20 protein-coding genes and 1 other RNA gene are annotated in these 21,158 nt (G+C 34.6%); 10 read left to right on the top strand and 11 right to left on the bottom strand.

Annotated elements, in window-relative coordinates; all coding sequences use genetic code 11:
* Window position 1 precedes the first annotated feature (1 nt).
* From artM to A9G13_RS01490, 10 genes are all read right to left on the bottom strand, one after another.
* Window positions 2-679, bottom strand: a complete 678-nt coding sequence (gene artM / locus A9G13_RS01535; RefSeq protein WP_065555862.1) for an arginine ABC transporter permease ArtM — start codon at window positions 677-679, stop codon at window positions 2-4.
* A gap of 12 nt (window positions 680-691) precedes the next feature.
* Window positions 692-1,441 (bottom strand): arginine ABC transporter permease ArtQ, encoded by a 750-nt coding sequence (artQ, locus tag A9G13_RS01530; RefSeq protein WP_065556358.1) that lies wholly within the window; start codon window positions 1,439-1,441, stop codon window positions 692-694.
* A gap of 112 nt (window positions 1,442-1,553) precedes the next feature.
* The gene (locus tag A9G13_RS01525) at window positions 1,554-2,288 is read right to left on the bottom strand and encodes a transporter substrate-binding domain-containing protein (protein WP_065555861.1); all 735 of its coding nucleotides are present in this window, start codon (window positions 2,286-2,288) and stop codon (window positions 1,554-1,556) included.
* Between the two features lie 23 nt (window positions 2,289-2,311).
* Window positions 2,312-3,040, bottom strand: a complete 729-nt coding sequence (gene artP, locus A9G13_RS01520) for an arginine ABC transporter ATP-binding protein ArtP (protein ID WP_065555860.1) — start codon at window positions 3,038-3,040, stop codon at window positions 2,312-2,314.
* Between the two features lie 154 nt (window positions 3,041-3,194).
* On the bottom strand, window positions 3,195-3,842 hold the full coding sequence (locus A9G13_RS01515; RefSeq protein ID WP_065555859.1) for an ElyC/SanA/YdcF family protein: 648 nt from the start codon (window positions 3,840-3,842) through the stop codon (window positions 3,195-3,197).
* A gap of 1 nt (window position 3,843) precedes the next feature.
* The gene (locus A9G13_RS01510; RefSeq protein ID WP_065555858.1) at window positions 3,844-4,533 is read right to left on the bottom strand and encodes a CidB/LrgB family autolysis modulator; all 690 of its coding nucleotides are present in this window, start codon (window positions 4,531-4,533) and stop codon (window positions 3,844-3,846) included.
* Window positions 4,530-4,982 carry a CidA/LrgA family protein gene (locus tag A9G13_RS01505; RefSeq protein WP_081301117.1) on the bottom strand — a complete coding sequence of 151 codons (453 nt, stop codon included), beginning with the start codon at window positions 4,980-4,982 and terminating at the stop codon, window positions 4,530-4,532. Before A9G13_RS01505 ends, A9G13_RS01510 begins: the two co-directional genes overlap by 4 nt.
* A 101-nt stretch (window positions 4,983-5,083) precedes the next feature.
* Window positions 5,084-6,517: an exodeoxyribonuclease I gene (gene sbcB, locus A9G13_RS01500; RefSeq protein ID WP_065555857.1), complete on the bottom strand. Its 1,434-nt coding sequence runs from the start codon at window positions 6,515-6,517 to the stop codon at window positions 5,084-5,086.
* Window positions 6,518-6,616: 99 nt separating this feature from the next.
* Entirely contained in the window at window positions 6,617-7,102 is a 486-nt protein-coding gene (gene ubiT / locus A9G13_RS01495) for a ubiquinone anaerobic biosynthesis accessory factor UbiT (protein ID WP_065556356.1), read from the bottom strand.
* A 22-nt stretch (window positions 7,103-7,124) separates the two neighbouring features.
* Window positions 7,125-8,756 (bottom strand): Na+/H+ antiporter, encoded by a 1,632-nt coding sequence (locus A9G13_RS01490; RefSeq protein WP_065555856.1) that lies wholly within the window; start codon window positions 8,754-8,756, stop codon window positions 7,125-7,127.
* A 164-nt stretch (window positions 8,757-8,920) separates the two neighbouring features.
* Between A9G13_RS01490 and recO the strand changes: the two genes are divergently transcribed.
* Entirely contained in the window at window positions 8,921-9,613 is a 693-nt protein-coding gene (gene recO, locus A9G13_RS01485) for a DNA repair protein RecO (RefSeq protein WP_065555855.1), read from the top strand.
* A gap of 93 nt (window positions 9,614-9,706) precedes the next feature.
* Here the strand turns inward: recO and A9G13_RS01480 are convergent, their stop codons facing one another.
* Entirely contained in the window at window positions 9,707-10,456 is a 750-nt protein-coding gene (locus A9G13_RS01480; RefSeq protein ID WP_065555854.1) for a hypothetical protein, read from the bottom strand.
* Window positions 10,457-10,730: 274 nt separating this feature from the next.
* Between A9G13_RS01480 and thrS the strand changes: the two genes are divergently transcribed.
* From thrS to A9G13_RS01435, 9 genes are all read left to right on the top strand, one after another.
* Window positions 10,731-12,662 (top strand): threonine--tRNA ligase, encoded by a 1,932-nt coding sequence (gene thrS, locus A9G13_RS01475; RefSeq protein ID WP_065555853.1) that lies wholly within the window; start codon window positions 10,731-10,733, stop codon window positions 12,660-12,662.
* Between the two features lie 21 nt (window positions 12,663-12,683).
* Window positions 12,684-13,223, top strand: coding sequence for a translation initiation factor IF-3 (gene infC / locus A9G13_RS01470; RefSeq protein WP_065556355.1), 540 nt, complete (start codon window positions 12,684-12,686; stop codon window positions 13,221-13,223).
* 84 nt (window positions 13,224-13,307) lie between these two features.
* Window positions 13,308-13,505 carry a 50S ribosomal protein L35 gene (gene rpmI / locus A9G13_RS01465; protein ID WP_065555852.1) on the top strand — a complete coding sequence of 66 codons (198 nt, stop codon included), beginning with the start codon at window positions 13,308-13,310 and terminating at the stop codon, window positions 13,503-13,505.
* Between the two features lie 32 nt (window positions 13,506-13,537).
* Window positions 13,538-13,891: a 50S ribosomal protein L20 gene (gene rplT / locus A9G13_RS01460; protein WP_065555851.1), complete on the top strand. Its 354-nt coding sequence runs from the start codon at window positions 13,538-13,540 to the stop codon at window positions 13,889-13,891.
* 213 nt (window positions 13,892-14,104) lie between these two features.
* Entirely contained in the window at window positions 14,105-15,088 is a 984-nt protein-coding gene (pheS, locus tag A9G13_RS01455; RefSeq protein ID WP_065555850.1) for a phenylalanine--tRNA ligase subunit alpha, read from the top strand.
* Window positions 15,089-15,104: 16 nt separating this feature from the next.
* Complete coding sequence (gene pheT, locus A9G13_RS01450; RefSeq protein ID WP_065555849.1) at window positions 15,105-17,492, top strand: phenylalanine--tRNA ligase subunit beta; 2,388 nt, start codon at window positions 15,105-15,107, stop codon at window positions 17,490-17,492.
* A 5-nt stretch (window positions 17,493-17,497) separates the two neighbouring features.
* Window positions 17,498-17,791 carry an integration host factor subunit alpha gene (locus A9G13_RS01445; RefSeq protein ID WP_065556354.1) on the top strand — a complete coding sequence of 98 codons (294 nt, stop codon included), beginning with the start codon at window positions 17,498-17,500 and terminating at the stop codon, window positions 17,789-17,791.
* A gap of 134 nt (window positions 17,792-17,925) precedes the next feature.
* Window positions 17,926-18,021: signal recognition particle sRNA small type (gene ffs / locus A9G13_RS01440), an RNA gene on the top strand.
* Window positions 18,022-18,306: 285 nt separating this feature from the next.
* Window positions 18,307-20,253, top strand: coding sequence for a peptidase U32 family protein (locus tag A9G13_RS01435; protein WP_065555848.1), 1,947 nt, complete (start codon window positions 18,307-18,309; stop codon window positions 20,251-20,253).
* The last annotated feature ends 905 nt before the right edge of the window (window positions 20,254-21,158 follow it).

The following is a 21,158-nucleotide window of genomic DNA, read 5'->3' as shown; positions in this document are numbered from 1 at the left end:
ATTAGTTTTCAAATGTGAGGGCTTTTTTCTCTATTATCCTCATAATGGTGCTTAATAAACCGTTTATCAAGAGGTATATTAGTCCAGCAGCAATAAAAATAGAAAAATCATAATATTCACCATTTAATTGGTTACTATAGCCCATAACATCCATAACTGGGATCATTGATGCTAATGCTGTACCTTTAACTACAAACACCACTTCGTTTGAATAAGTAGATAGCGCGCGTTTTAAGGCATAAGGTAATACCACTTTCAGCGTTTGTCGTTTATTCATGCCTAAAGCTTCACAAGCTTGCCATTGTCCTTGAGGAACAGATTTTAACGCCCCATAAAAAATTTGCGTAGTATAAGCAGCACTATTTAGGGTTAAAGCTAAATAAGCACAAAACCAAGGTGAGGAAATCAGATTATAAAATGTTGGGATTTTACTTAAAACGTCACCAAATTGTGATGGGCCATAATAGATTAAAAACAGTTGTACTAATAACGGTGAACCAGTAAAGATAGTAATATAAGTACGGATAATTTTACTGGAAATACAAGAATTCAAGGATAATAAACAAGAAAAAATAATCGCTAATAGTCCAGCCGATAAGATACCTAAAATGCCTAAACTTAAGGTATCGGGTAGACCTTGGATAATGATCTTAAGGTAGTAAATAAAAGTATCTGACATATTATGACCTTATTAACTATTAGCTGAGTTAGGTTGTTCAAAATAGACGGCTCGTTTTTCGATTCTTTGAATAACACGCTGACTAAAAATAGAGATAATTAAATAGATGATCATGGCAACAAAATACCAGAGAAACGGTTGATTGGTTCTGGCAATGATGGTCTTTGTTTGCATCATTAAATCATCAATAGCTATTGCTGAAACTAGCGCCGTATCTTTTAATAAAATTAACCACTGATTACTTAGTCCTGGTAAAGCATGACGCCACATTTGCGGCATAATAATACGCAAGAAAGTACGGGATTTACTTAATCCAAGCACTTGAGCAGCTTGCTTTTGCCCACTAGAAATAGCTTTTAAGGCGCCACGCAAAGTTTGTGAAGCATACACCGCGTACAGTAACGATAGTGCAATTACACCACATAAGAAAGGATTAGGTTGGGTATTGCTAATATGGATTTGTAAATTAAATGAGGTAAAACCAAGTGAAATGGTCATACCATCATCTAATGCCATTAATAACAACGGTAATCCGGTATAAATTGCAACCACGATTAATAATTCAGGCAACGCCCTAATGGTTAAATTAAATAACGACATTAACCAGGCAACAGGTTTGAATGGCGCCGATTCTAACATAGTAAAAATAAAAGCAAAGATCATTCCAACGATCAATGACACAAAAGCCAAGGACAATGTAATTAACGTTGCTTGAGTTAGTGGCAAGATATACCCATCTAAAGAGGGTAGCAACCAATTCATTCCATTTGCTAAAAAGTCTGACATAAAAAAACCGTGGTTAAATTAAAAAATAAACTCGCCGCAGTATAATGCGGCGAGATCACAATAGTATAGCGAATTTAATTATAACTAATTATTTGTTAAACCATTTTTTATAGATAGCGTCTAATTCACCATTAGCTTTAAGTTTATCTATGGTTTGGTTAAATTGATTAAGTAGTTGATCATTGCCTTTACGTAAAGCAATACCTAAACCTTCACCAAAAAATTCATGATCAGTAATTTTGTCACTTAATGGTACGATATCAGCATCTTTACTTAACCAATCACCAGCAACAAAAGAACTAGCAACGATGGCATCAATACGTTTAGCTTTCAAATCTAAAAAAGCAAATTGATAGCTATCGTAACTAACTGGTTTCACGTCCGGGTATTTTTCATTCAAATATTTTGAATAAGTAGTTCCTTTTTGAACGCCCACACGTTTACCTTTTAATTGATCCAAATTATTTAAAGTATCTTTTAGAGTAATAAATTGGATTGAACTGTCATCATAATAAACTTTGGTGAAATCAACTTGTTGTTGGCGTTCAGGTGTAATATCAATACCCGCAATGGCAACATCAATACGGCGAGTTTTTAAGCTAGGAATTAAACCATCAAATGATTGATTGACGATTTTACATGAGGCTTTCATTTCGTCGCAAATTTTATTGATGACATCAATATCAAATCCTACTATTTCGTTTTTATCATTAGTAAACTCAAACGGCGCATAAGTCGCTTCAGTACCTATGGTTAGCGTTTCAGCCGCTTGTGCCATAAATGCACTGCTTGCTAATAAAATAGCCAATAACGTTTTTTTCATATATCCACCCAATTTCATGTTAATTAATGTGATAAATAAGCTTTAAATTGCTCTGTTTTTGGATGAGCAAAACTATCTAGCTGGCCTTGCTCAATTATTTTACCGTGTTCCATATAAATTACTTGTGAAGCCACTTTGCGAGCAAAATCGACTTCGTGGGTAACAATAATCTGGGTTATACCTGTTTGCGCAAGCTCATTAATAATCTCGGCAATTTGCGATGTAATTGCTGGATCTAATGCTGCTGTTGGCTCATCAAACAGTAAAATCTGTGGTTCCATCATTAAAGCCCTTGCAATAGCAACACGTTGTTGCTGCCCTCCAGAAAGGTGCAAAGGGAAACGTTGTGCCATATCATCGATTTGTAATCGAGTTAAAATAGCCATGGCTTTATCACTAGCTGCTTTTTTAGACAACTTAAGCACTTGGCATGGTGCTTCAATTAAGTTTTCCAGTACCGTTAAATGAGGCCATAAGTTATAGTTTTGAAAAACCATACCCACATTTTTACGCAGTTGGCGAATTTTGGCTTCGGCGATTTTTTGGGTAAAATCGAAATGTTCATTGGCAATGGTCATTTCGCCTGAAGTCGGCATTTCCAGTAAGTTAAAAATCTTTAATAAAGAGCTTTTCCCTGCGCCACTTTGGCCTAACAACACAATGGTTTCACCTAGTGGGTAACAAAGAGAGACATCATTCAATGCCTGATGACTACCATAAAAGCAGTTAATATGCTTTAATTCTATATTCATTATTAATTATTGTTTGCTTTAAAATTGACTAAATATTACTTTTTTCTGCATAAAAATGCAATCTAAAATATGAGACAAGCATTTTTTAGCGCATATTTTATACTGAAACGTATACTTCTCAGGAAACATCTTGACAAGAATTTTACTGGGGAATTTAACGTTCATCCGTAATGATAGGAATTACCGGACCTAAATATTTAGGCTCTTTATTGAGTATATATAGATCAATAAAAGCACTAACACGAGCAAACATTTCGCGGACGCGGACGAGTTTCATACTTTGTGGTGCTGGCACGGCAAAACATTGAGCTTGAATTCCTTGCGCTAGAGCGATGAAAATGGCTCGTTCACAATGAAATTCTTGAGTAATAATCGTAAAATCCTTGGCATCAAAAACTTTATTTGCGCGTACCACTGAATCAAAAGTGCGGAACCCGGCATAATCAAGAACAATTGCCTCACGTGGAATGCCAGCTTTAATCAAATCTTTTTGCATCGTAATTGGTTCGTTGTAGCTAAGCAGGGCGTTATCACCACTTAATAATAGGTAATCGACTTTACCTTGCCAGTATAGATCAATTGCACCATCAATTCGATTCCGATAAAAACCATTTATACCCCCACCACGAACATATTTAGAGGTGCCTAAAACTACACCAATAGCACGATAAGGGAGTTTGTTTTCATCATGGTAGATATATGGGGCGGTTTTATAACTTATCCAATAATCAAGTCCGATAATCGTAATCAATATAATCAAGCATAAACTAACAAAATAAGCGATAAGCCTTCTTAACTTCATGCTAAAACCAATCAAAAATAAATACCATTATTGGGAATAAAAACGGTGCTGTCAATGATGTCATTATACCACAGAGTACTAATGATAATGAACTATAAGCTCCTTCATGATAATCAACTTCGATGCAGCGAGCAGTACCCACAGCATGGGAGACCGCACCAATAGATAACCCACGAGCTGAGACTGATTTTATGCGGAAAAAGTTTAATAATTGGTGACCAAATATGCCACCTAAGGTGCCAACAAGAATAACACATAGGGCAGCTATGGATTGTACACCGCCTTGACTATCGGCAATGGTGACCGCTATTGCCGTAGTAACCGATTTAGGTAACACTGAGGCGGCGATTTCATGGTTACCACCTAGCCAGAAAACAATACTCACTCCAGTTACCATTGAAGCAATTGAAGCCGTGAAAGTAATTATCATAATAGACTTCCAACGAGCTTTAATTTGTGGGATTAGTTCATATAACGGGTAAGCTAAAGCAACCACAGAATAGGGTAGTAAATCATTAATAATTTGTACATTTTTTACATATTCAGTATAGTTAGTGTTAGTGATTAATAATATTGGAATTAACACAATTACTGAGATCACTAATGGATTAAATAGCGGGGTTTTTATTTTAAATGACAACCTACGGACAATCAGGAAAATGCCAATAGTTAAGGGTAACATCCAAATCATGATTGATTTTCCTTATTAGTCAATTGTGCTTCTTTTTTGAGATTAGCTTTATGTATGTATTCAGTTAAAAAAGCAGTTAACAATAACACAATAACCGAACCACCAATACAGCTAAAAATAATTGGTACCCAGTTATCTATTAATAATGAATAATTATCCATTATTCCCATTGCTGCTGGAATAAATAATACTGTCATATAGCGCATAAATAAATTACAACTGTTTTTGATCCAGCAAGTTGGGATTAATTGAAAGGCTAAAGAGAAAAATAAAATTAATAAACCAATAATGCTGCCCGGGATCATGATAGGTAATATTTTAGAAATTATATTCCCAGCCCATAAAAATAGGGTTAACACAATTAATCCACGACTATAACTAAAAAGTGTATAGTACAAAGAGTAAAGTCGATGTTTTATAGTGGCATGTTTGGCTAAAAAATGTTTCATAATATAAATGTTAATTATCTTATGGTTTAATTATGATTAAATATTGATGGAACGAACTGTATTACGATATTTGTTGCCTATCATACGCCCCTGAAATTTAATTATCCAACTAAATAGTGACAATAATTATATAGCTGCTTAATTGTTGCTAATTTTTCTGGTTGTTGATTGTAGATTTCTGCTAGCTGTTCGAGTGTTAATAAGTAGTCTTGAATTTTAGTGGTATTAAGTTTGTCACGGCAGTAATGTTGCCAGATCATTTGCTCTTGTTCATTTAGTATTTGCGGATAATTACGCGCTTTATATCTAAAAAATAAGGTAGCCAAGCGCGGATCATCAAATGTTGGTGCTATTGAATCTAATAAATCGACAGGTGTAGTTCTAATTGTTTCACAACGTAATTTGTCTTGACCATTTAGAAAACTGCTGTAGATCTGGGCCTCAACATCCGTAGCCACCAAATGCTCATTAGTTATACTAAATAATGCGCGCATTTTATCTTGCAAAGTATTTTGGTGTTGTAACAAATGTTGTTGTTTGGCTAAACATTGGTTGATATCAATATTAAAACGCTTTTCGTTTTCTGGTAACAATGTTTTTAGAGGCGCAATAATAGGGCATTTATTAATATGCACTAGTTTCAATGGCACCCGTGATTCGTTTAATTCAAGATCCTCGGTTTTGGTATAGAGTTTTTCCCTAAGTTCATCAACCGTTAGATTAATGAGTAAATCAATATCTCCAGTTAAATCACATACAACCACGGCATTATTTTGCATTGGGTGCCAGGCAATGGGGCAAACTAATGACAAGTTACCTCGATAACTACCAAACATACCCGATACATGTACTATTGGCGTCATATTAATAACGTCAAGAAGTTCAACCACTCTATTTTTATTACGTAATGAGAAAAAATAATTAAATAATTTCGGTTGTTTCTCTTTAATTAATTTGGCCATAGCGATAGTGGCATAAACATCGGACATGGCATCATGAGCATGTTCATGAGCGATATTATTTTCTTTCGTTAGATGTTCTAACCGAAAGCTTACCAACCCAGAATCATTAATTGGCCAGTTAATACCTTCAGGACGTAAAGCATAACAAGCTCGCACCAGGTCGAGTAAATCCCATCGTGAATTGCCGTTTTGCCAACTGTAAGCATACGGATCATAAAAATTACGATATAAAAGGTTACGTGTGACTTCATCATCAAATCGAATATTGTTATAACCTAATATACAGGTATTGGGTTTACTAAAAGCTTGATGAATTTGTTTAGTAAATTCTGCTTCACAAAGTCCTTTTTGATTGGCTTTTTGTGGCGTTATGCCTGTCACTAACACTGCTTCTGGATTGGGTAAATAATCTGGAGTTTGTTGACAATAAATAACTAGGGGTTGTTCAATTATATTAAAATCACTATCAGTACGCACACCGGCAAATTGAGACGGTCTATCCAAGGCCGGATTAATGCCAAAAGTCTCATAATCGTGAAAGTAAAAAGTTAACTGGTCTGAAAAATTATTCATTAGCAAATTCTTTATTATTGTGAATATATATTCAATAAACTTGAAAATTATAAACATAAATGCCCCGATATCCGGGGCAAGGTTACTTATAATTTGGTATTAGTGACTCGGTGAACTTTCGATTATATTAGCCAATTTTTCAAGTGTTAATCTCAGTAATTTAGGCATAGCTTCCAATTCGATTGAGTCCATCAGATTTTTGACATATAAACCTAATTCAGTGTCACCTTCAACGATTAAACGACGCTGGAAGAATAGGGTGTCTGGATCTTGCCTTCTGGTGGCTATCATAATGAGATCGTTAGCATTACCAATAAAACTAACATCAGCAATTTCTTCTCGACTTACTACTAGTTTATTATTGATAAGGCTAACAAACCAGATTAATTGCAGATCAGTAACTTCAATTTTAAGCCAACGATTTTCTAAAAAATCCAGATCACCATCTTCAAGTGAATGTTTAAATTGTAATTGCAATAACTGCTCAATTGCACGTTTTTTTAAATTGAAAGGTACACAACGTAGAGTTAGCCCAAATATTTGTGGCGCTTTATCAACAATCTGCGAATGGAGTTTACTTAAAATTTGATGTTTACTAGCTAACATTTTAGGCACCCTCAGAAATCATTTGTTCATAAATATCCAAGTCAGTATTGAGATGTTCGAAAACTTCTTCACTTACTTCATTGCGTATTTTCATCTGTAATAAAGCTGTACGTTCAGCACCAATTGCAACTAAACGCATTCGTCTTTCTAAATTTTCCGCTTCAAGCGCTTTCTGTTCTAGATCTTTCAGTCCAGTACGGCGCCTTAAAGAACCAATAACACGCGATCCAACTTCATGAATAATTTCTTGATCTAAGCCATCTTCAGTCGTTTCTTGTAATAAGTTATTTTGCATTTTTTCAAGACTAACAATGGCTTCTTCGGCCATATGGCCTTTGATAGTTAAGATTTCATTTTCTTGTTTTGAATTATCTAAAATAACACTACCACGTAATAAAATTGGTAAGATAATGATTGCTGCAATTAATGAAATTAAAATAATACCTGTAGCAATAAAAACTAATTGATAACGACCTGCAATTGTCATTGGGATAGAGAGTACACCGGCAAGAGTAATTGCTCCACGTACCCCGGCAAATGTGGAGATTAATAGATCCCTAGTGGTATAGGATTTGAATGCCAGAGGGCGCTTGGTACCAAATGGCATCGCGGGCATATGTTTCATTGCCCATAACCATGCAAATCTGGTCACCATTAAAACTACAAAAACAAATAAAACAATACAGAATAGTTGCCATACTTCTATTGACGAATCTGTTTGGTTTTCGGTAAAAGTACTAGTTAGAATGCTTGGTAATTGAATGCCTAATAGAATAAAAACAAAACCATTGAACACGAAGGTTAACATTGACCATGCACTATCAGATTGTAAGCGGGTGGTTAAGGGGGCATTTCTCATCATTCCGGATTGATTAACCGTCATACCAGCGCTCACAGCAGCTAAGATACCAGAACAATGACATTCTTCTGCAATAAGATAAGCGGCAAATGGTAGTAAGAATAGTAAGACAATTTGAATGGCGGCATCATTATGCGTTAATTTATTTATTTGGCGTAAAATCCGCGCATATAACCAGGTGAATAAAACACCAATAGCTAGTCCACCAACGGCAACAATAAAGAAACTGATACTAATTTGTAATAAATCAAATTGTATTTGGCCTATGGCAATTAAAATGGCAAAGTTTAATGAGACCAAGCCGGATGCATCGTTCATCAAGGCTTCACCTTCGATAATTTCCATTTTTTCTTTTTCAATACGACCTTTCCCTACAATACCACTTAATGCCACGGCATCGGTTGGTGATAGTACTGCTGCTAGTGCTAATGCTGGGGCTAGTTTAATTTCTTCCGGTAACATCCAATAAAGCAGATACCCTAAGGCAATAACGGTAATCACAACCAAGACTAATGCAAGACCAACAATCTCTCGAACATTATAGACAAAGTCTTTAACTGAAGTTTTACGACCATCAGCAAATAATAACGGCGGAATAAATAAAACCAGGAATAATGCCGGATCAAATTTAACATAAACGCCAAAAGCAGCTAATATACAGCCGAGTAATATCTGCATCAGTGGTAGTGGAATTTGAATCGGTAGCATTTTAATAAATACACCTGAAAGTGATACAATTAATACTATAAGCAATATTGTTGAAAAAAGTTCCATAGTTATTCTTTTTGTGACCCGACAATTAATTGTTGATTATACCTGATTTTTAGCAAAGTTTCAGGTGCTAAATTTAAAAATATTATTTATATTTTTGGAAAAATATTACATCATTTAGCCAAAATCAATTTAATAAATAACAACCTAAATAAAGGTATTTTTGTATGGAGAGTTGGCAGAGAGCATTTATCCTGCATACCCGATCCTATAGTGAAAGTAGTTTACTCGTTGATTTTTTTGTCGAAAATTTCGGTAAAATTACAGTGTTAGCTAAAGGAGCAAAGCGTAAACGTTCAGCTTTAAAAGGTGTGTTGCAACCTTTTACTCCACTTATCATACAATATTCCGGTCATGGGGAAGTTAAAACCTTACGCCAAGTGGAAGCTATGGCATTAGCTTTACCTCTTGTTTCAACCTCGTTATATAGTGCATTTTATCTAAATGAGTTATTGCATCGAGTATTAGTTGCTGAGAGTGATACCACTACACTGTTTGAACATTATTTACATAGTTTACAACAGTTGGCGAAACAAGACTCTGCTGAAAATGTGTTGCGATCTTTCGAACTCGCTTTATTAGAAAATTTAGGTTATCACGTTGATTTTTTTCATTGTAGTGCCACTGGTGATGATATCGTTGCCGCTATGAATTATCAATTTCAATCAGAAAAAGGGTTTATGAGTAGCTTATTGCAAAATAGTACCAGTTTTACTGGTGAGCAAGTTTTGGCGTTAGGCCATCGTCAATTTGATAATCAAGATGTGCTTAAAGCAGCAAAACGCTTTACTAGGATGGCATTAAAACCTTATGTAGGAACCAAACCATTTAAAAGTAGGGAGTTATTTTTAAAAATATAATTGGTTTTATTGGTTAATAAAACAAGTATTTTGCATGGGGATTGTTTGAACAATTCCGCCAACTAAGTTGACGGAAAGGTAATTGCTTCTAACTCAATAAACGGGTGGTTGGGCATAAGTACCATTAGCTTTATCAGCAGGGAAGGCATTTGGACTTATTTTTTGATAGTTTTTATTATTATCTTCTAACTGGAATATTGCCGTGCCAATGACACCAATATTTCTAGGCGAACCTTCAGTAGTATGATTAGCATAGGCATTAGAACTGTCAGAAAAAGTAAAAGCAGCTACTTCATTATTACTTTTACGGAAGCCTTTAATAATAAGAGTATCATATGGTCTTAAAATATAGCCATCATTTGAGAATGAACCAGCTTTACCATTAATAACGTCTAATCCATCAACAGTAGCTATGATTTCATAGGTATTACCAGAGTAATTACGGTAGAATAATTGGTAACTTTGTCCGGTCTTACCTTGCAGCCTAACATTGTTATTTTGCTTAGTTAATGGCCATTTATTGTCGCGATCATCAAGAAAAGCCATACCAACCCTGCCATTATTTAGCATAACTTCCGAAATCGTTTTTCCGTTATATTGCTGCCCTGAATAATTAATAGTAATAACATCGATAGGACTAAAACTGGTGCGTTGCATACTTACTTGTTGAACATGTGATTCAATGCCATCGCCCCATTGAGTACCCAAGGATCTACTAGAAGAGATATCCCGACTAATATCAGATGTTACAGCGTCACTATGACGACCTGATTGACAACCTGTTATAATTAAAGTCAGCAAAGATAAAATAGTGATAAAATATTTGGTGTATAATTTCTTCATATTGATTTTCATTCCTTTATATGTAGTTAACCAGATGTATCCGAAAACTATATGCAATTATATATAATATATTTTTAGTTAACTATGCATTTGTTACTCGTATCTATAATTCATTGTTATTAAATGATTTACATCTGACAGTAGTAATAAAATCTTGCGCAAATCTAAGTTGTTCTATTTTAAATCCTTATGATAGGTGGTAATATACGCGATCTATTTATTATTGTATGCATGTGCGCTTTCGTAGGGCGCACCACTGTTATAAGGATTAATTATGCCAATTATTACTCTTCCTGACGGATCTCAACGTCAATTTGATAAACCAGTTACTGTGTTAGAAGTTGCTCAAAGTATTGGAGCGGGCCTAGCGAAAGCTTGTATTGCTGGGCGTGTGAATGGTGAACGCAAAGATGCGTGTGATGTGATCGATAAAGATGCTACAGTAGCTATAATCACCGCTAAAGATGATGATGGACTGGAAATTATTCGTCACTCTTGTGCCCATTTATTAGGTCATGCCATTAAACAATTATGGCCAGATACGCAAATGGCTATTGGACCAACTATTGACAATGGTTTTTATTATGATGTTGATTTAGATCACCCTTTAACACAGGAAGACCTTGATGCATTAGATAAACGTATGCATGAATTGGCTAAAAAAGATTATGATGTAAAAAAAGAAGTGGTTAGTTGGGAACGAGCAAGAGAAGTTTTTTGGGATCGCCGCGAACCATATAAAATTGCTATTTTAGATGAAAATATTCCTAAGGAATCCAAACCGGCACTTTATCACCACGAGGAATATATAGATATGTGCCGAGGGCCGCATGTACCTAATATGCGTTTTTGTCATCATTTCAAATTACAAAAAGTTGCCGGTGCATACTGGCGTGGTAACAGTGATAATAAAATGTTACAACGTATTTATGGCACAGCTTGGGCTGACAAAAAGCAACTTGATAGCTATTTGCATCTTTTAGAAGAAGCGGCAAAACGTGATCATCGTAAAATTGGTAAACAACTTGATTTATACCATATGCAAGAAGAAGCACCGGGTATGGTGTTTTGGCATAATGACGGTTGGACTATTTTCCGTGAGCTTGAAGTCTTTGTGCGTACCAAATTAAAAGAATACGATTATCAAGAAGTTAAAGGTCCATTTATGATGGATAGAGTGCTATGGGAAAAAACTGGTCATTGGGGTAATTATAAAGACTTAATGTTTGTTACTTCATCAGAAAATCGTGAATATTGTATTAAACCAATGAATTGTCCAGGGCACGTGCAGATTTTTAATCAAGGTTTGAAATCTTACCGTGATTTACCATTACGAATGGCAGAATTTGGTAGCTGCCATCGAAATGAACCATCTGGTTCTTTACATGGATTAATGCGAGTTCGTGGCTTTACCCAAGATGATGCGCATATCTTTTGTACTGAAGAGCAAATTCGTAGTGAAGTCAATGGTTGTATAAAAATGGTGTACGACATTTATAGTACTTTTGGCTTTACTGATATTACGGTTAAATTATCAACTCGCCCGGAAAAACGCATCGGTAATGATGAAACTTGGGATTTGGCCGAAAAAGATTTAGCTGAATGTTTGACTGAAAATGGCATTAAATTTGAATATTTACCTGGAGAAGGGGCATTTTACGGTCCAAAAATTGAATTCACATTATATGATTGTTTAGGTCGAGCATGGCAATGTGGTACAGTGCAACTTGACTTTATGTTGCCAGGCCGATTGGATGCAACTTATGTAGGTGAAAATAATGAACGCCATGTTCCCGTAATGATTCATAGAGCAATTTTAGGTTCTATGGAACGTTTTATAGGGATTTTAACCGAAAACTGTGCTGGATTTTTCCCAACATGGTTAGCGCCATTACAAGTTGTTGTGATGAATATTACTGATAACCAAGCTGAGTATGCGAAACAATTGACCGAACAATTACAAAAAGTTGGCATTAGAACTAAAGCAGACTTGAGAAATGAGAAAATAGGGTTTAAAATCCGCGAACATACTTTAAAACGGGTTCCTTATATGTTTGTCTGTGGTGACAAAGAAATGGAATCTGGTACAATTTCAGTTCGAACTCGTCAAGGTAAAGATCTTGGTAGCTTTGAAGTGAAACATGTTATAGAATTGTTGCTTAATGAAATTCATAACCGTTCATTAGAACAAATGGATAAAGAATAAATTTATTTGGAGGAATTAGATATTAAAGTCAGTAAACGTATTCAGTCAACACGAGCACATAAAATTAATGATGAAATTACCGCACGTGAAGTGAGATTAACTGGTGTCGATGGTGAACAACTTGGTATTGTTAGTTTAGATGAAGCATTAAAACAAGCTGAAGAAGCGACTTTAGATTTAGTCGAAATAAGCCCTAATGCAGAACCGCCAGTTTGTCGAATTATGGATTATGGCAAGTTCCTCTATGAAAAGAGTAAAGCAACAAAAGAACAGAAGAAGAAGCAAAAGGTTGTTCAGGTTAAGGAAATTAAATTCCGACCTGGTACAGACGAAGGCGATTATCAGGTAAAACTCCGCAGCCTGATTCGCTTTCTTGAAGATGGCGATAAAGCCAAAGTCACGCTGCGTTTTCGTGGACGTGAAATGGCTCACCAGCAGTTAGGTACTGAAATGCTTGATCGCATTAAAGAAGACTTAGCTGATTTGGCAACTATTGAATCTTATCCAACTAAGATCGAAGGTCGTCAAATGATTATGGTGCTAGCGCCGAAGAAGAAATAATGGTTCTGCAAGTTAGTTTTTGATGTATTGAAAATTACACCATTATTTTATTATTATTAACAATGCGAAGTGGAATTTATTAAAATGCCTAAAATTAAAACTGTAAGAGGCGCAGCAAAGCGCTTTAAAAAAACAGCATCTGGTGGCTTCAAGCATAAACAAGCTAACAAGAGTCATATCCTAACTAAAAAATCAACTAAACGTAAACGTCATTTGCGTGGTTTGACAACTGTGTCAAAAGGTGATTTAGGTTTAGTAACAGCGTGTGTTCCATACGTTTAAATTATTGGTTAATTATTTAGAGGATATAATTTATGGCTCGTGTTAAACGTGGTGTTATTGCTCGTGCACGTCACAAGAAAGTTTTAAAACAAGCAAAAGGTTATTATGGTGCACGTTCACGTGTGTATCGTGTTGCTTTCCAAGCAGTAATTAAAGCAGGACAATATGCTTATCGTGACCGTCGTCAACGTAAACGTCAATTCCGTCAATTGTGGATTGTGCGTATCAATGCAGCCGCTCGTCAATGTGGTCTTTCTTATAGCCGTTTTATCAATGGTTTGAAGAAAGCATCAATTGAGATCGATCGTAAGATCCTTGCTGATATCGCTGTATTCGATAAAAATGCATTTGCTGCATTAGTAGAAAAAGCAAAAGCGGCACTATAATGTCTTTATAAGAGCCGAGTTACCTCGGCTTTTATTATTGTGGATAGTTAATATTAATTAAAAGAGTAATTGATCATGGATTTAGTTATTTTTCGTTTCTTTTTTAGCTTCATTTACAGTATTCATTTTTGAGGCAAATGAAAAACGAAAAATAATTATAAAAGCCTCAACAGAGGCTTTTTTTATATATTGAACCATAAGCAGGAGAACTGTATGTCTCAATTAGTCGAACTGGTAAATAATGCCAAATCCGCTATTGAAAGTGCTAATGACATTAATATGATCGAACAAATTCGAGTGGAATATTTTGGTAAAAAAGGCCATTTTACATTGCAAATGGCTTCTTTACGTGATGTTCCTGCTAGTGAACGCCCGGTTGTAGGTCAAAAAATTAATGATGCCAAACAAGAAGTTGTTGAAATATTGAATCAAAAACGCAATGCTTTAGAACGTCAGGCTCTGGATGCCAAATTAGCCAATGAAACGATTGATGTGACTTTACCAGGTAAAACTCTAGAATTAGGAGGATTACATCCGGTAACTAAAACTATAAATCGCCTAATTGGATTTTTTGGTGAACTTGGTTTTGTGGTTGAAACTGGGCCAGAAATTGAAGATGATTATCATAATTTTGATGCATTAAATATTCCAGCTCATCATCCTGCTAGAGCAGATCATGATACATTTTGGTTTGATGCTAAACGATTATTACGTACGCAAACTTCAACCGTGCAAATCCGCACCATGGAAAACCAAAAACCGCCGATTCGCATAATAGCACCAGGTCGTACTTATCGTAACGACTATGACCAGACACACACACCTATGTTCCACCAAATGGAAGGTTTATTGGTAGACAAAGATATTAGCTTTAGTCACTTGAAAGGGCTCTTGCATGATTTTCTGCATTGCTTTTTTGAAGACGATATGGAAATTCGTTTTAGACCGGGATACTTTCCATTTACTGAGCCCTCAGCGGAAGTAGATATAAAAGCTAAAAATGGTAAATGGTTAGAAGTCTTAGGGTGCGGAATGGTTCATCCCAATGTGTTACGTAATGTAGGTATTGATCCAGAAGTGTATAGTGGTTTTGCTTTTGGTATGGGTATTGAAAGGTTAACTATGTTGCGTTACGGTGTCACTGATTTACGTTCTTTCTTTGAAAATGATTTACGTTTTTTGAAACAATTTAATTAATTCTGGAGACCAAAACATGAAATTTAGTGAAAGCTGGCTACGTGAATGGATCAATCCAGAAATTAGTAGCGAAACATTAACCGACCAATTAACTATGGCCGGTTTAGAAGTTGATGGCGTTGAAAAAGTTGCTGGAGATTTTACCGGAGTAGTTGTGGGTAAAGTTGTAGAATGCATGCAACATCCTAATGCCGATAAATTACGTGTTACCAAAGTAGATATAGGCAAATCTGAATTACTGAATATCGTTTGTGGAGCACCTAATTGTCGTCAAGGTTTGATGGTAGCCTGTGCCACTATTGGTGCGGTACTGCCAGGAGACTTTAAAATTAAAGCAGCTAAGTTGCGAGGGGAACCTTCTGAAGGTATGCTTTGTTCTTATTCCGAATTAGGTATAAGCGATGATCACAATGGAATTATTGAGTTACCTAATGATGCCCCTTTAGGGCAAGATATCCGTGAATATCTTAAACTTGATGATGTGATGATTGATATTAGTGTAACCCCTAATCGTGCTGATTGTTTTGGTATTATTGGCGTGGCTAGAGATATTTCAGCAGTAAACAATATACCTATGCGTGAATTGCATGTAGATGAAGTTACTGCAACTATAACCGATACCATATCAATTCAAGTTGATGAACCAACAGCTGCACCTCGTTATTTAGGTCGTATCATTAAAAATATCAACGTTAATGCAACGACGCCATTATGGATGAAAGAAAAATTACGTCGTGGCGGAATTCGTTCTATTGACGCAGTCGTAGATGTGACTAATTATGTGTTATTAGAACTTGGTCACCCTATGCATGCCTTTGATTTGGCTCAAATCGAAAAAGGTATTGTAGTTCGTTACGCCAATGCTAATGAAAAATTAGTTTTACTCAATGGTAATGAAGTAACAGTTAATGACAAAACCTTAGTTATTGCTGATCAACAAAAAATATTAGCTTTAGCTGGAATCATGGGGGGAGAGCAATCTAGTGTAACTTCAACCACTAAAGATGTTCTGCTTGAGGCCGCATTTTTTGCACCAATCGCAATTACAGGAAAAGCCCGTGAATATGGTTTGCATACTGAAGCATCTCATCGTTATGAACGTGGGGTTGATCCGGCTTTACAAATGGTGGCAATGCAGCGCGCTACAAAATTATTAGTTGATATTTGTGGTGGTGAAGTTGGTCCAATTATTGATGTAACACATGCTAATGAGTTACCAATACAAGCAACAATTGTATTACGACGTGAAAAAATTGATCGTATTATTGGTCTTTCTGTGGCAACACAAAAAATTACTGATATCCTTGAAAGACTTGGTTGTAACGTAGAATATAAAGATAATATTTGGTTAGTTAAAGCCCCAAGTTGGCGATTTGATTTGCAAATTGAAGAAGACTTGGTCGAAGAAGTTGCCCGTATCTATGGCTACAATAATATACCTAATGCCAATCTTAAAATTGAATCAATAATGAAGCCAATACCAGAAGGAAATATTCCATTAAGTCGAATTAAAGATCTATTGGTTGATCGGGGTTATCAAGAAGCCGTTACCTATAGTTTCGTTGATCCTAAAATTCAGCAAATGTTACATCCAGAATTAAAAGAAATAAAATTACCAAATCCAATTTCGAGTGAAATGTCGGTGATGCGGTTATCATTATGGTCTGGATTATTAGATGCTGTTTTATATAATCAAAATCGACAACAGTCGCGAATTCGACTATTCGAAACTGGTTTACGTTTTATACCTGATGAAAAATCCGAATTTGGTGTCCGTCAAGAGTTAATGCTAGCTGGTGTGGTAACTGGACGTTTATATGAAGATCATTGGAATTTACCTAAACAACATATTGATTTTTATGATTTAAAAGGTGATGTTGAATCTATTTTTACTCTTTTAGGTTATACTGATAACCTTCAATTTAAAAAAGCTGATTTATCGGCATTACATCCGGGACAGAGTGCAGCTATATATACCAATAATGATCTTATTGGCTATATAGGTGTTTTACATCCCGAAATTGAAAAAAAATTATCTTTAAATAGCAAAACTCTTGTTTTTGAAATAAATTTAGCTAAAATTAATTCTAAAAAGGTACCTGTTGCTCAAGACTTGTCTAAATATCCGTCTAACAAACGTGATATTGCAATTGTTATATCTAATACAATCCCGGCAGCAGATATTATTTCAGTATGTAAAAATTCAGGTGGCGAACAACTTGTAAAAGTCTCACTATTTGATGTCTATCAAGGCGAAAATATTGGTGCAGATCAAAAAAGTCTTGCTATCAGTTTGATTTTACAAGACAAGTCGCGTACACTTGAGGAAGAAGATATAACTAACATTGTAAACAAATGTATTGTTGCTTTACAAAATCGTTTTAAAGCCCTATTAAGAGAATAATGACTATGACATTAACCAAAGCTGATATCGCAGATCGTCTTGCCGAAAAATTTAATATTGATCGTCAAGAAGCTAAAGTGCTTGTTGAACTTTTTTTTGAAGAGATTCGAGTAGCTTTAGAAAGAGGGGAAGCCGTTAAATTATCTGGATTTGGTAATTTTTCTATTCGTGATAAAAATTCACGACCAGGACGTAATCCAAAAACAGGTGAAAGTGTCGATATCTCTGCTCGTCGGGTTGTTACATTTAGACCTGGTATTAAATTTAGAGAACGAGTAGAAAAGAATTTAGCGCTATAATTTTTCACTTTTATAATTGTATAAGCCTTTTTTTGTTAGCTAACAAAAGATAGGCTTTTTTTTATTTTTTTAGAAAAAATTGATTGTAAAAATTTAATGATTCAAGCATAATAACGCCTCTTTTATGGAGGCTCTATGGGTCCTCTTGCAACATTTTTTTGCTCATCAGGTCAGGTCCGGAAGGAAGCAGCCAAAGTAAAAAACATGTGTGTGGGATGTGGCTGATAGGGTCTCCTCCAAAATAGAAAATGCTTATTCATCTCTAATCTTCCATTTTCAATTTGTCAGTCTAATAACTATTAAGAATAATTAGTGCTCAAACACCTTGTTTATGGGTAAATTAATTAAAATGATAGTTGTTGATTGCAGTTATATTTGCGATCATAGTACCTATTTATGTTTATCCATTTAAGCGTGTTGTTGATCAGACATAAGTCTGATTTTTATGTTTTAAAATATATATTTTTAAGTAAATATTCAGATACCAAAATTTTTGCATTATACGAGATTTTATAATGTTACAACCAAAACAACTTAGTCGACAAAATCAATTAGAATTACTGAGCCCGGCAAAAGATATAGAAATAGCAAAACAAGCAATTTTACATGGAGCTGATGCTGTTTATATTGGTGGTCCAAATTTTGGGGCGCGGCATAATGCGGGTAATTCTGTGAGTGATATTGCAAAACTGGTGGATTTTGCTCATCTTTACTATGCCAAAATTTTTGTGACTTTAAATACAATTCTTCATGATAACGAACTTGAATCAGCTAGAAAATTAATTTGGCAACTTTATGATGCAGGTATTGATGCTTTAATTGTGCAAGATATGGCTATTTTAAATATGGATATTCCACCGATTGATTTACATGCCAGTACTCAAATGGATATTCGCACCCCTGAAAAAGCTAAATTTTTGGCGGATGTTGGTTTTTCACAAATAGTATTAGCTCGGGAACTTAATCTCAATGAAATCGCCAAAATTAATCAAAGTGTAGATGCTAAAATTGAGTTCTTTATCCATGGGGCTCTCTGTGTGGCTTTTTCCGGTCAATGTTATATTTCTCATGCACAAACTGGTCGGAGTGCTAACCGTGGGGATTGTTCACAAGCTTGCAGGCTTCCATATACGCTAAAAGATGATCAAGGCCGTATAGTGGCTTATGACAAACATCTATTGTCAATGAAGGATAATAATCAGTCTCATAATTTAGAAGCATTAATTACAGCAGGAGTAAGATCTTTCAAGATAGAAGGCCGTTATAAAGATAGCAGTTATGTCAAAAATATTACCGCTTTTTACCGTAAAAAAATAGACACTATTATGGCACAAAATTCAAATTTGATTCCTGCTTCAAGTGGTAAAACTCAACACGCATTTATTCCTGATCCAAACCGTACATTTAATAGAGGTAATACTGATTATTTTGTTCAGGGGCGTAAACAAGATATTGGGGCATTTGATTCACCTAAATTTATTGGTTTACCAGTCGGTGAAATAGTCAAGGTTACTAACAAATTTATTGATATAACATCTCAACAATCTTTAATCAATGGTGATGGACTTAATGTATTAATTAAGCGGGAAATCGTGGGTTTCAGAGCAGATAAAGTTGCCAAAATATCCGCTAATCAATATCGTATTTTTCCAAATGAATTACCCAAAGTGCTTTTTTCAATTAACTTACCTTATAAGATTAATCGTAATTTAGATCATGCTTGGCAACAAAGTTTAATAAAAGAATCTAGTAATCGTCGTATAGGGGTATCCTTCAAATTATCAAATATTGAAAATGGAATTTGTTTAGTTGCTGAAAGTGAAGAGGGTACTCAGGTTAGTATGGAACTAAAAGACTCTTTTTCAGTTGCTGACCAACCGGATAAAACTCTTAAAACTATAAAAGATAATTTATCCAAACTCGGGCAGACAATATATTATTTAACTGAAATTAAAATAGATTTAACCACTATTTATTTTATTGCTAGTAGCCAATTAAATCAGTTAAGACGAGACATAATAGAGCGTTTAACTACAACAAGACTAGCTAACTATAAAACCAATAAACGCAGGCCAGAAATAACGCCATCAGCTAAATATCCGGAAAATCATCTCAGTTATTTAGCTAACGTTTATAATCAAAAAGCCCGTGAATTTTATACTCAACATGGAGTCGAATTAATTGAAAATGCTTATGAAGCCCATGAAGTTAAAGATGATGTTCCATTAATGATAACTAAGCACTGTTTACGGTTTGCGTTCAATTTATGCCCAAAACAAGCTAAAGGTATTCAAGGGGTTAAAACTAGAGTTACACCAATGAAATTGGTACAAAATAATGAGGAATTATTACTAAAATTCAACTGCAAAGCCTGTGAAATGCAGGTTTGGGGTAAAATAAAGAATCATGTTTTAAAAATGCCTTTACCTGGTAGTGAAGTTATTTTTATAAGTGATAAATAATAATGTATGCAAACAATAAGAATTAATAAAAAATTGGCCAATCAATAGTGCGACAGTAGTTCGTAATAATTTAATATATTTAACATAATATACATTATACCAACTTTAATATATTGATTTATAATAATTATTTATACCATTAATATGAACATAAAAATTCATGTAATAGGTAGTTAGCATAAAAGAAGAAATATAATATGCATTTTAAGATGTTCTGAATAAATAATTCGTAAGAATAAATTTAAAAAATCCTGCTGTGCTATTTTTTAAAGTGATTATTAAGTTATCGCACAAGCAATGTAGGTTTATCTCAAGTTATAATAATATTTGAGTATCTGATTATTGGAAATAATAAAAGTCACTTTGATGTCTATTTTCCAGTCAAGTTATCAGTGATATTGATTCACTTTATTTATTCCGAAGCAAAGATGTATTCTTACATTATCAGTTATGATATAGCTGTAAAGATGTTTCCTGAGAAGTATACGTTTCAGTATAAAAACCTACTTAAGTTGGTCTATCTAAATGAATAGCACTAAATTAATAGCTGCTCATTAGTTACACCACAGAATTGTGATTTTGTTTTTATATTGTTTTCAATTTAGAGTCAATAATGATTGCATAATATGAAGGGCTATATAACAGAAATAATGCTACTAAAGAATTCTAATTCGAATAATTAGTTTATCTATCGTACAAATCATTATTTGTAATTTAAATTGTAGTGAATAATTATTCCCATTATTTGTTTAATTGAACATATAAATACTTAAGTGCGCATAATGTATATTATGTTAAATAACCTTAATGCAAGGTTTTTATCCTAAAACTATTAAATTAGAGATTTCCTAATACCAGTTTAGTATTCCCCTCTATCTTTACTTATTCTTTAAAAAAATTTTTTA

Origin of the sequence: Gilliamella sp. wkB178 (assembly GCF_001690705.1) — a bacterium.
Lineage (GTDB): Bacteria > Pseudomonadota > Gammaproteobacteria > Enterobacterales > Orbaceae > Gilliamella > Gilliamella apicola_K.
Note: the sequence above shows the minus strand (reverse complement) of the source record. Positions and strands in the feature narration are given on the sequence as shown.

Excerpts from the sequence above, each read along its gene's own strand:
- artM (WP_065555862.1), bottom strand. The coding sequence starts at position 679 with ATGTCAGATACTTTTATTTACTACCTTAAGATCATTATCCAAGGTCTA.
- artQ (WP_065556358.1), bottom strand. The coding sequence starts at position 1,441 with ATGAATTGGTTGCTACCCTCTTTAGATGGGTATATCTTGCCACTAACT.
- A9G13_RS01525 (WP_065555861.1), bottom strand. The coding sequence starts at position 2,288 with ATGAAAAAAACGTTATTGGCTATTTTATTAGCAAGCAGTGCATTTATG.
- artP (WP_065555860.1), bottom strand. The coding sequence starts at position 3,040 with ATGAATATAGAATTAAAGCATATTAACTGCTTTTATGGTAGTCATCAG.
- A9G13_RS01515 (WP_065555859.1), bottom strand. The coding sequence starts at position 3,842 with ATGAAGTTAAGAAGGCTTATCGCTTATTTTGTTAGTTTATGCTTGATT.
- A9G13_RS01510 (WP_065555858.1), bottom strand. The coding sequence starts at position 4,533 with ATGATTTGGATGTTACCCTTAACTATTGGCATTTTCCTGATTGTCCGT.
- A9G13_RS01505 (WP_081301117.1), bottom strand. The coding sequence starts at position 4,982 with ATGAAACATTTTTTAGCCAAACATGCCACTATAAAACATCGACTTTAC.
- sbcB (WP_065555857.1), bottom strand. The coding sequence starts at position 6,517 with ATGAATAATTTTTCAGACCAGTTAACTTTTTACTTTCACGATTATGAG.
- A9G13_RS01490 (WP_065555856.1), bottom strand. The coding sequence starts at position 8,756 with ATGGAACTTTTTTCAACAATATTGCTTATAGTATTAATTGTATCACTT.
- recO (WP_065555855.1), top strand. The coding sequence starts at position 8,921 with ATGGAGAGTTGGCAGAGAGCATTTATCCTGCATACCCGATCCTATAGT.
- A9G13_RS01480 (WP_065555854.1), bottom strand. The coding sequence starts at position 10,456 with ATGAAGAAATTATACACCAAATATTTTATCACTATTTTATCTTTGCTG.
- thrS (WP_065555853.1), top strand. The coding sequence starts at position 10,731 with ATGCCAATTATTACTCTTCCTGACGGATCTCAACGTCAATTTGATAAA.
- rpmI (WP_065555852.1), top strand. The coding sequence starts at position 13,308 with ATGCCTAAAATTAAAACTGTAAGAGGCGCAGCAAAGCGCTTTAAAAAA.
- rplT (WP_065555851.1), top strand. The coding sequence starts at position 13,538 with ATGGCTCGTGTTAAACGTGGTGTTATTGCTCGTGCACGTCACAAGAAA.
- pheS (WP_065555850.1), top strand. The coding sequence starts at position 14,105 with ATGTCTCAATTAGTCGAACTGGTAAATAATGCCAAATCCGCTATTGAA.
- pheT (WP_065555849.1), top strand. The coding sequence starts at position 15,105 with ATGAAATTTAGTGAAAGCTGGCTACGTGAATGGATCAATCCAGAAATT.
- A9G13_RS01445 (WP_065556354.1), top strand. The coding sequence starts at position 17,498 with ATGACATTAACCAAAGCTGATATCGCAGATCGTCTTGCCGAAAAATTT.
- A9G13_RS01435 (WP_065555848.1), top strand. The coding sequence starts at position 18,307 with ATGTTACAACCAAAACAACTTAGTCGACAAAATCAATTAGAATTACTG.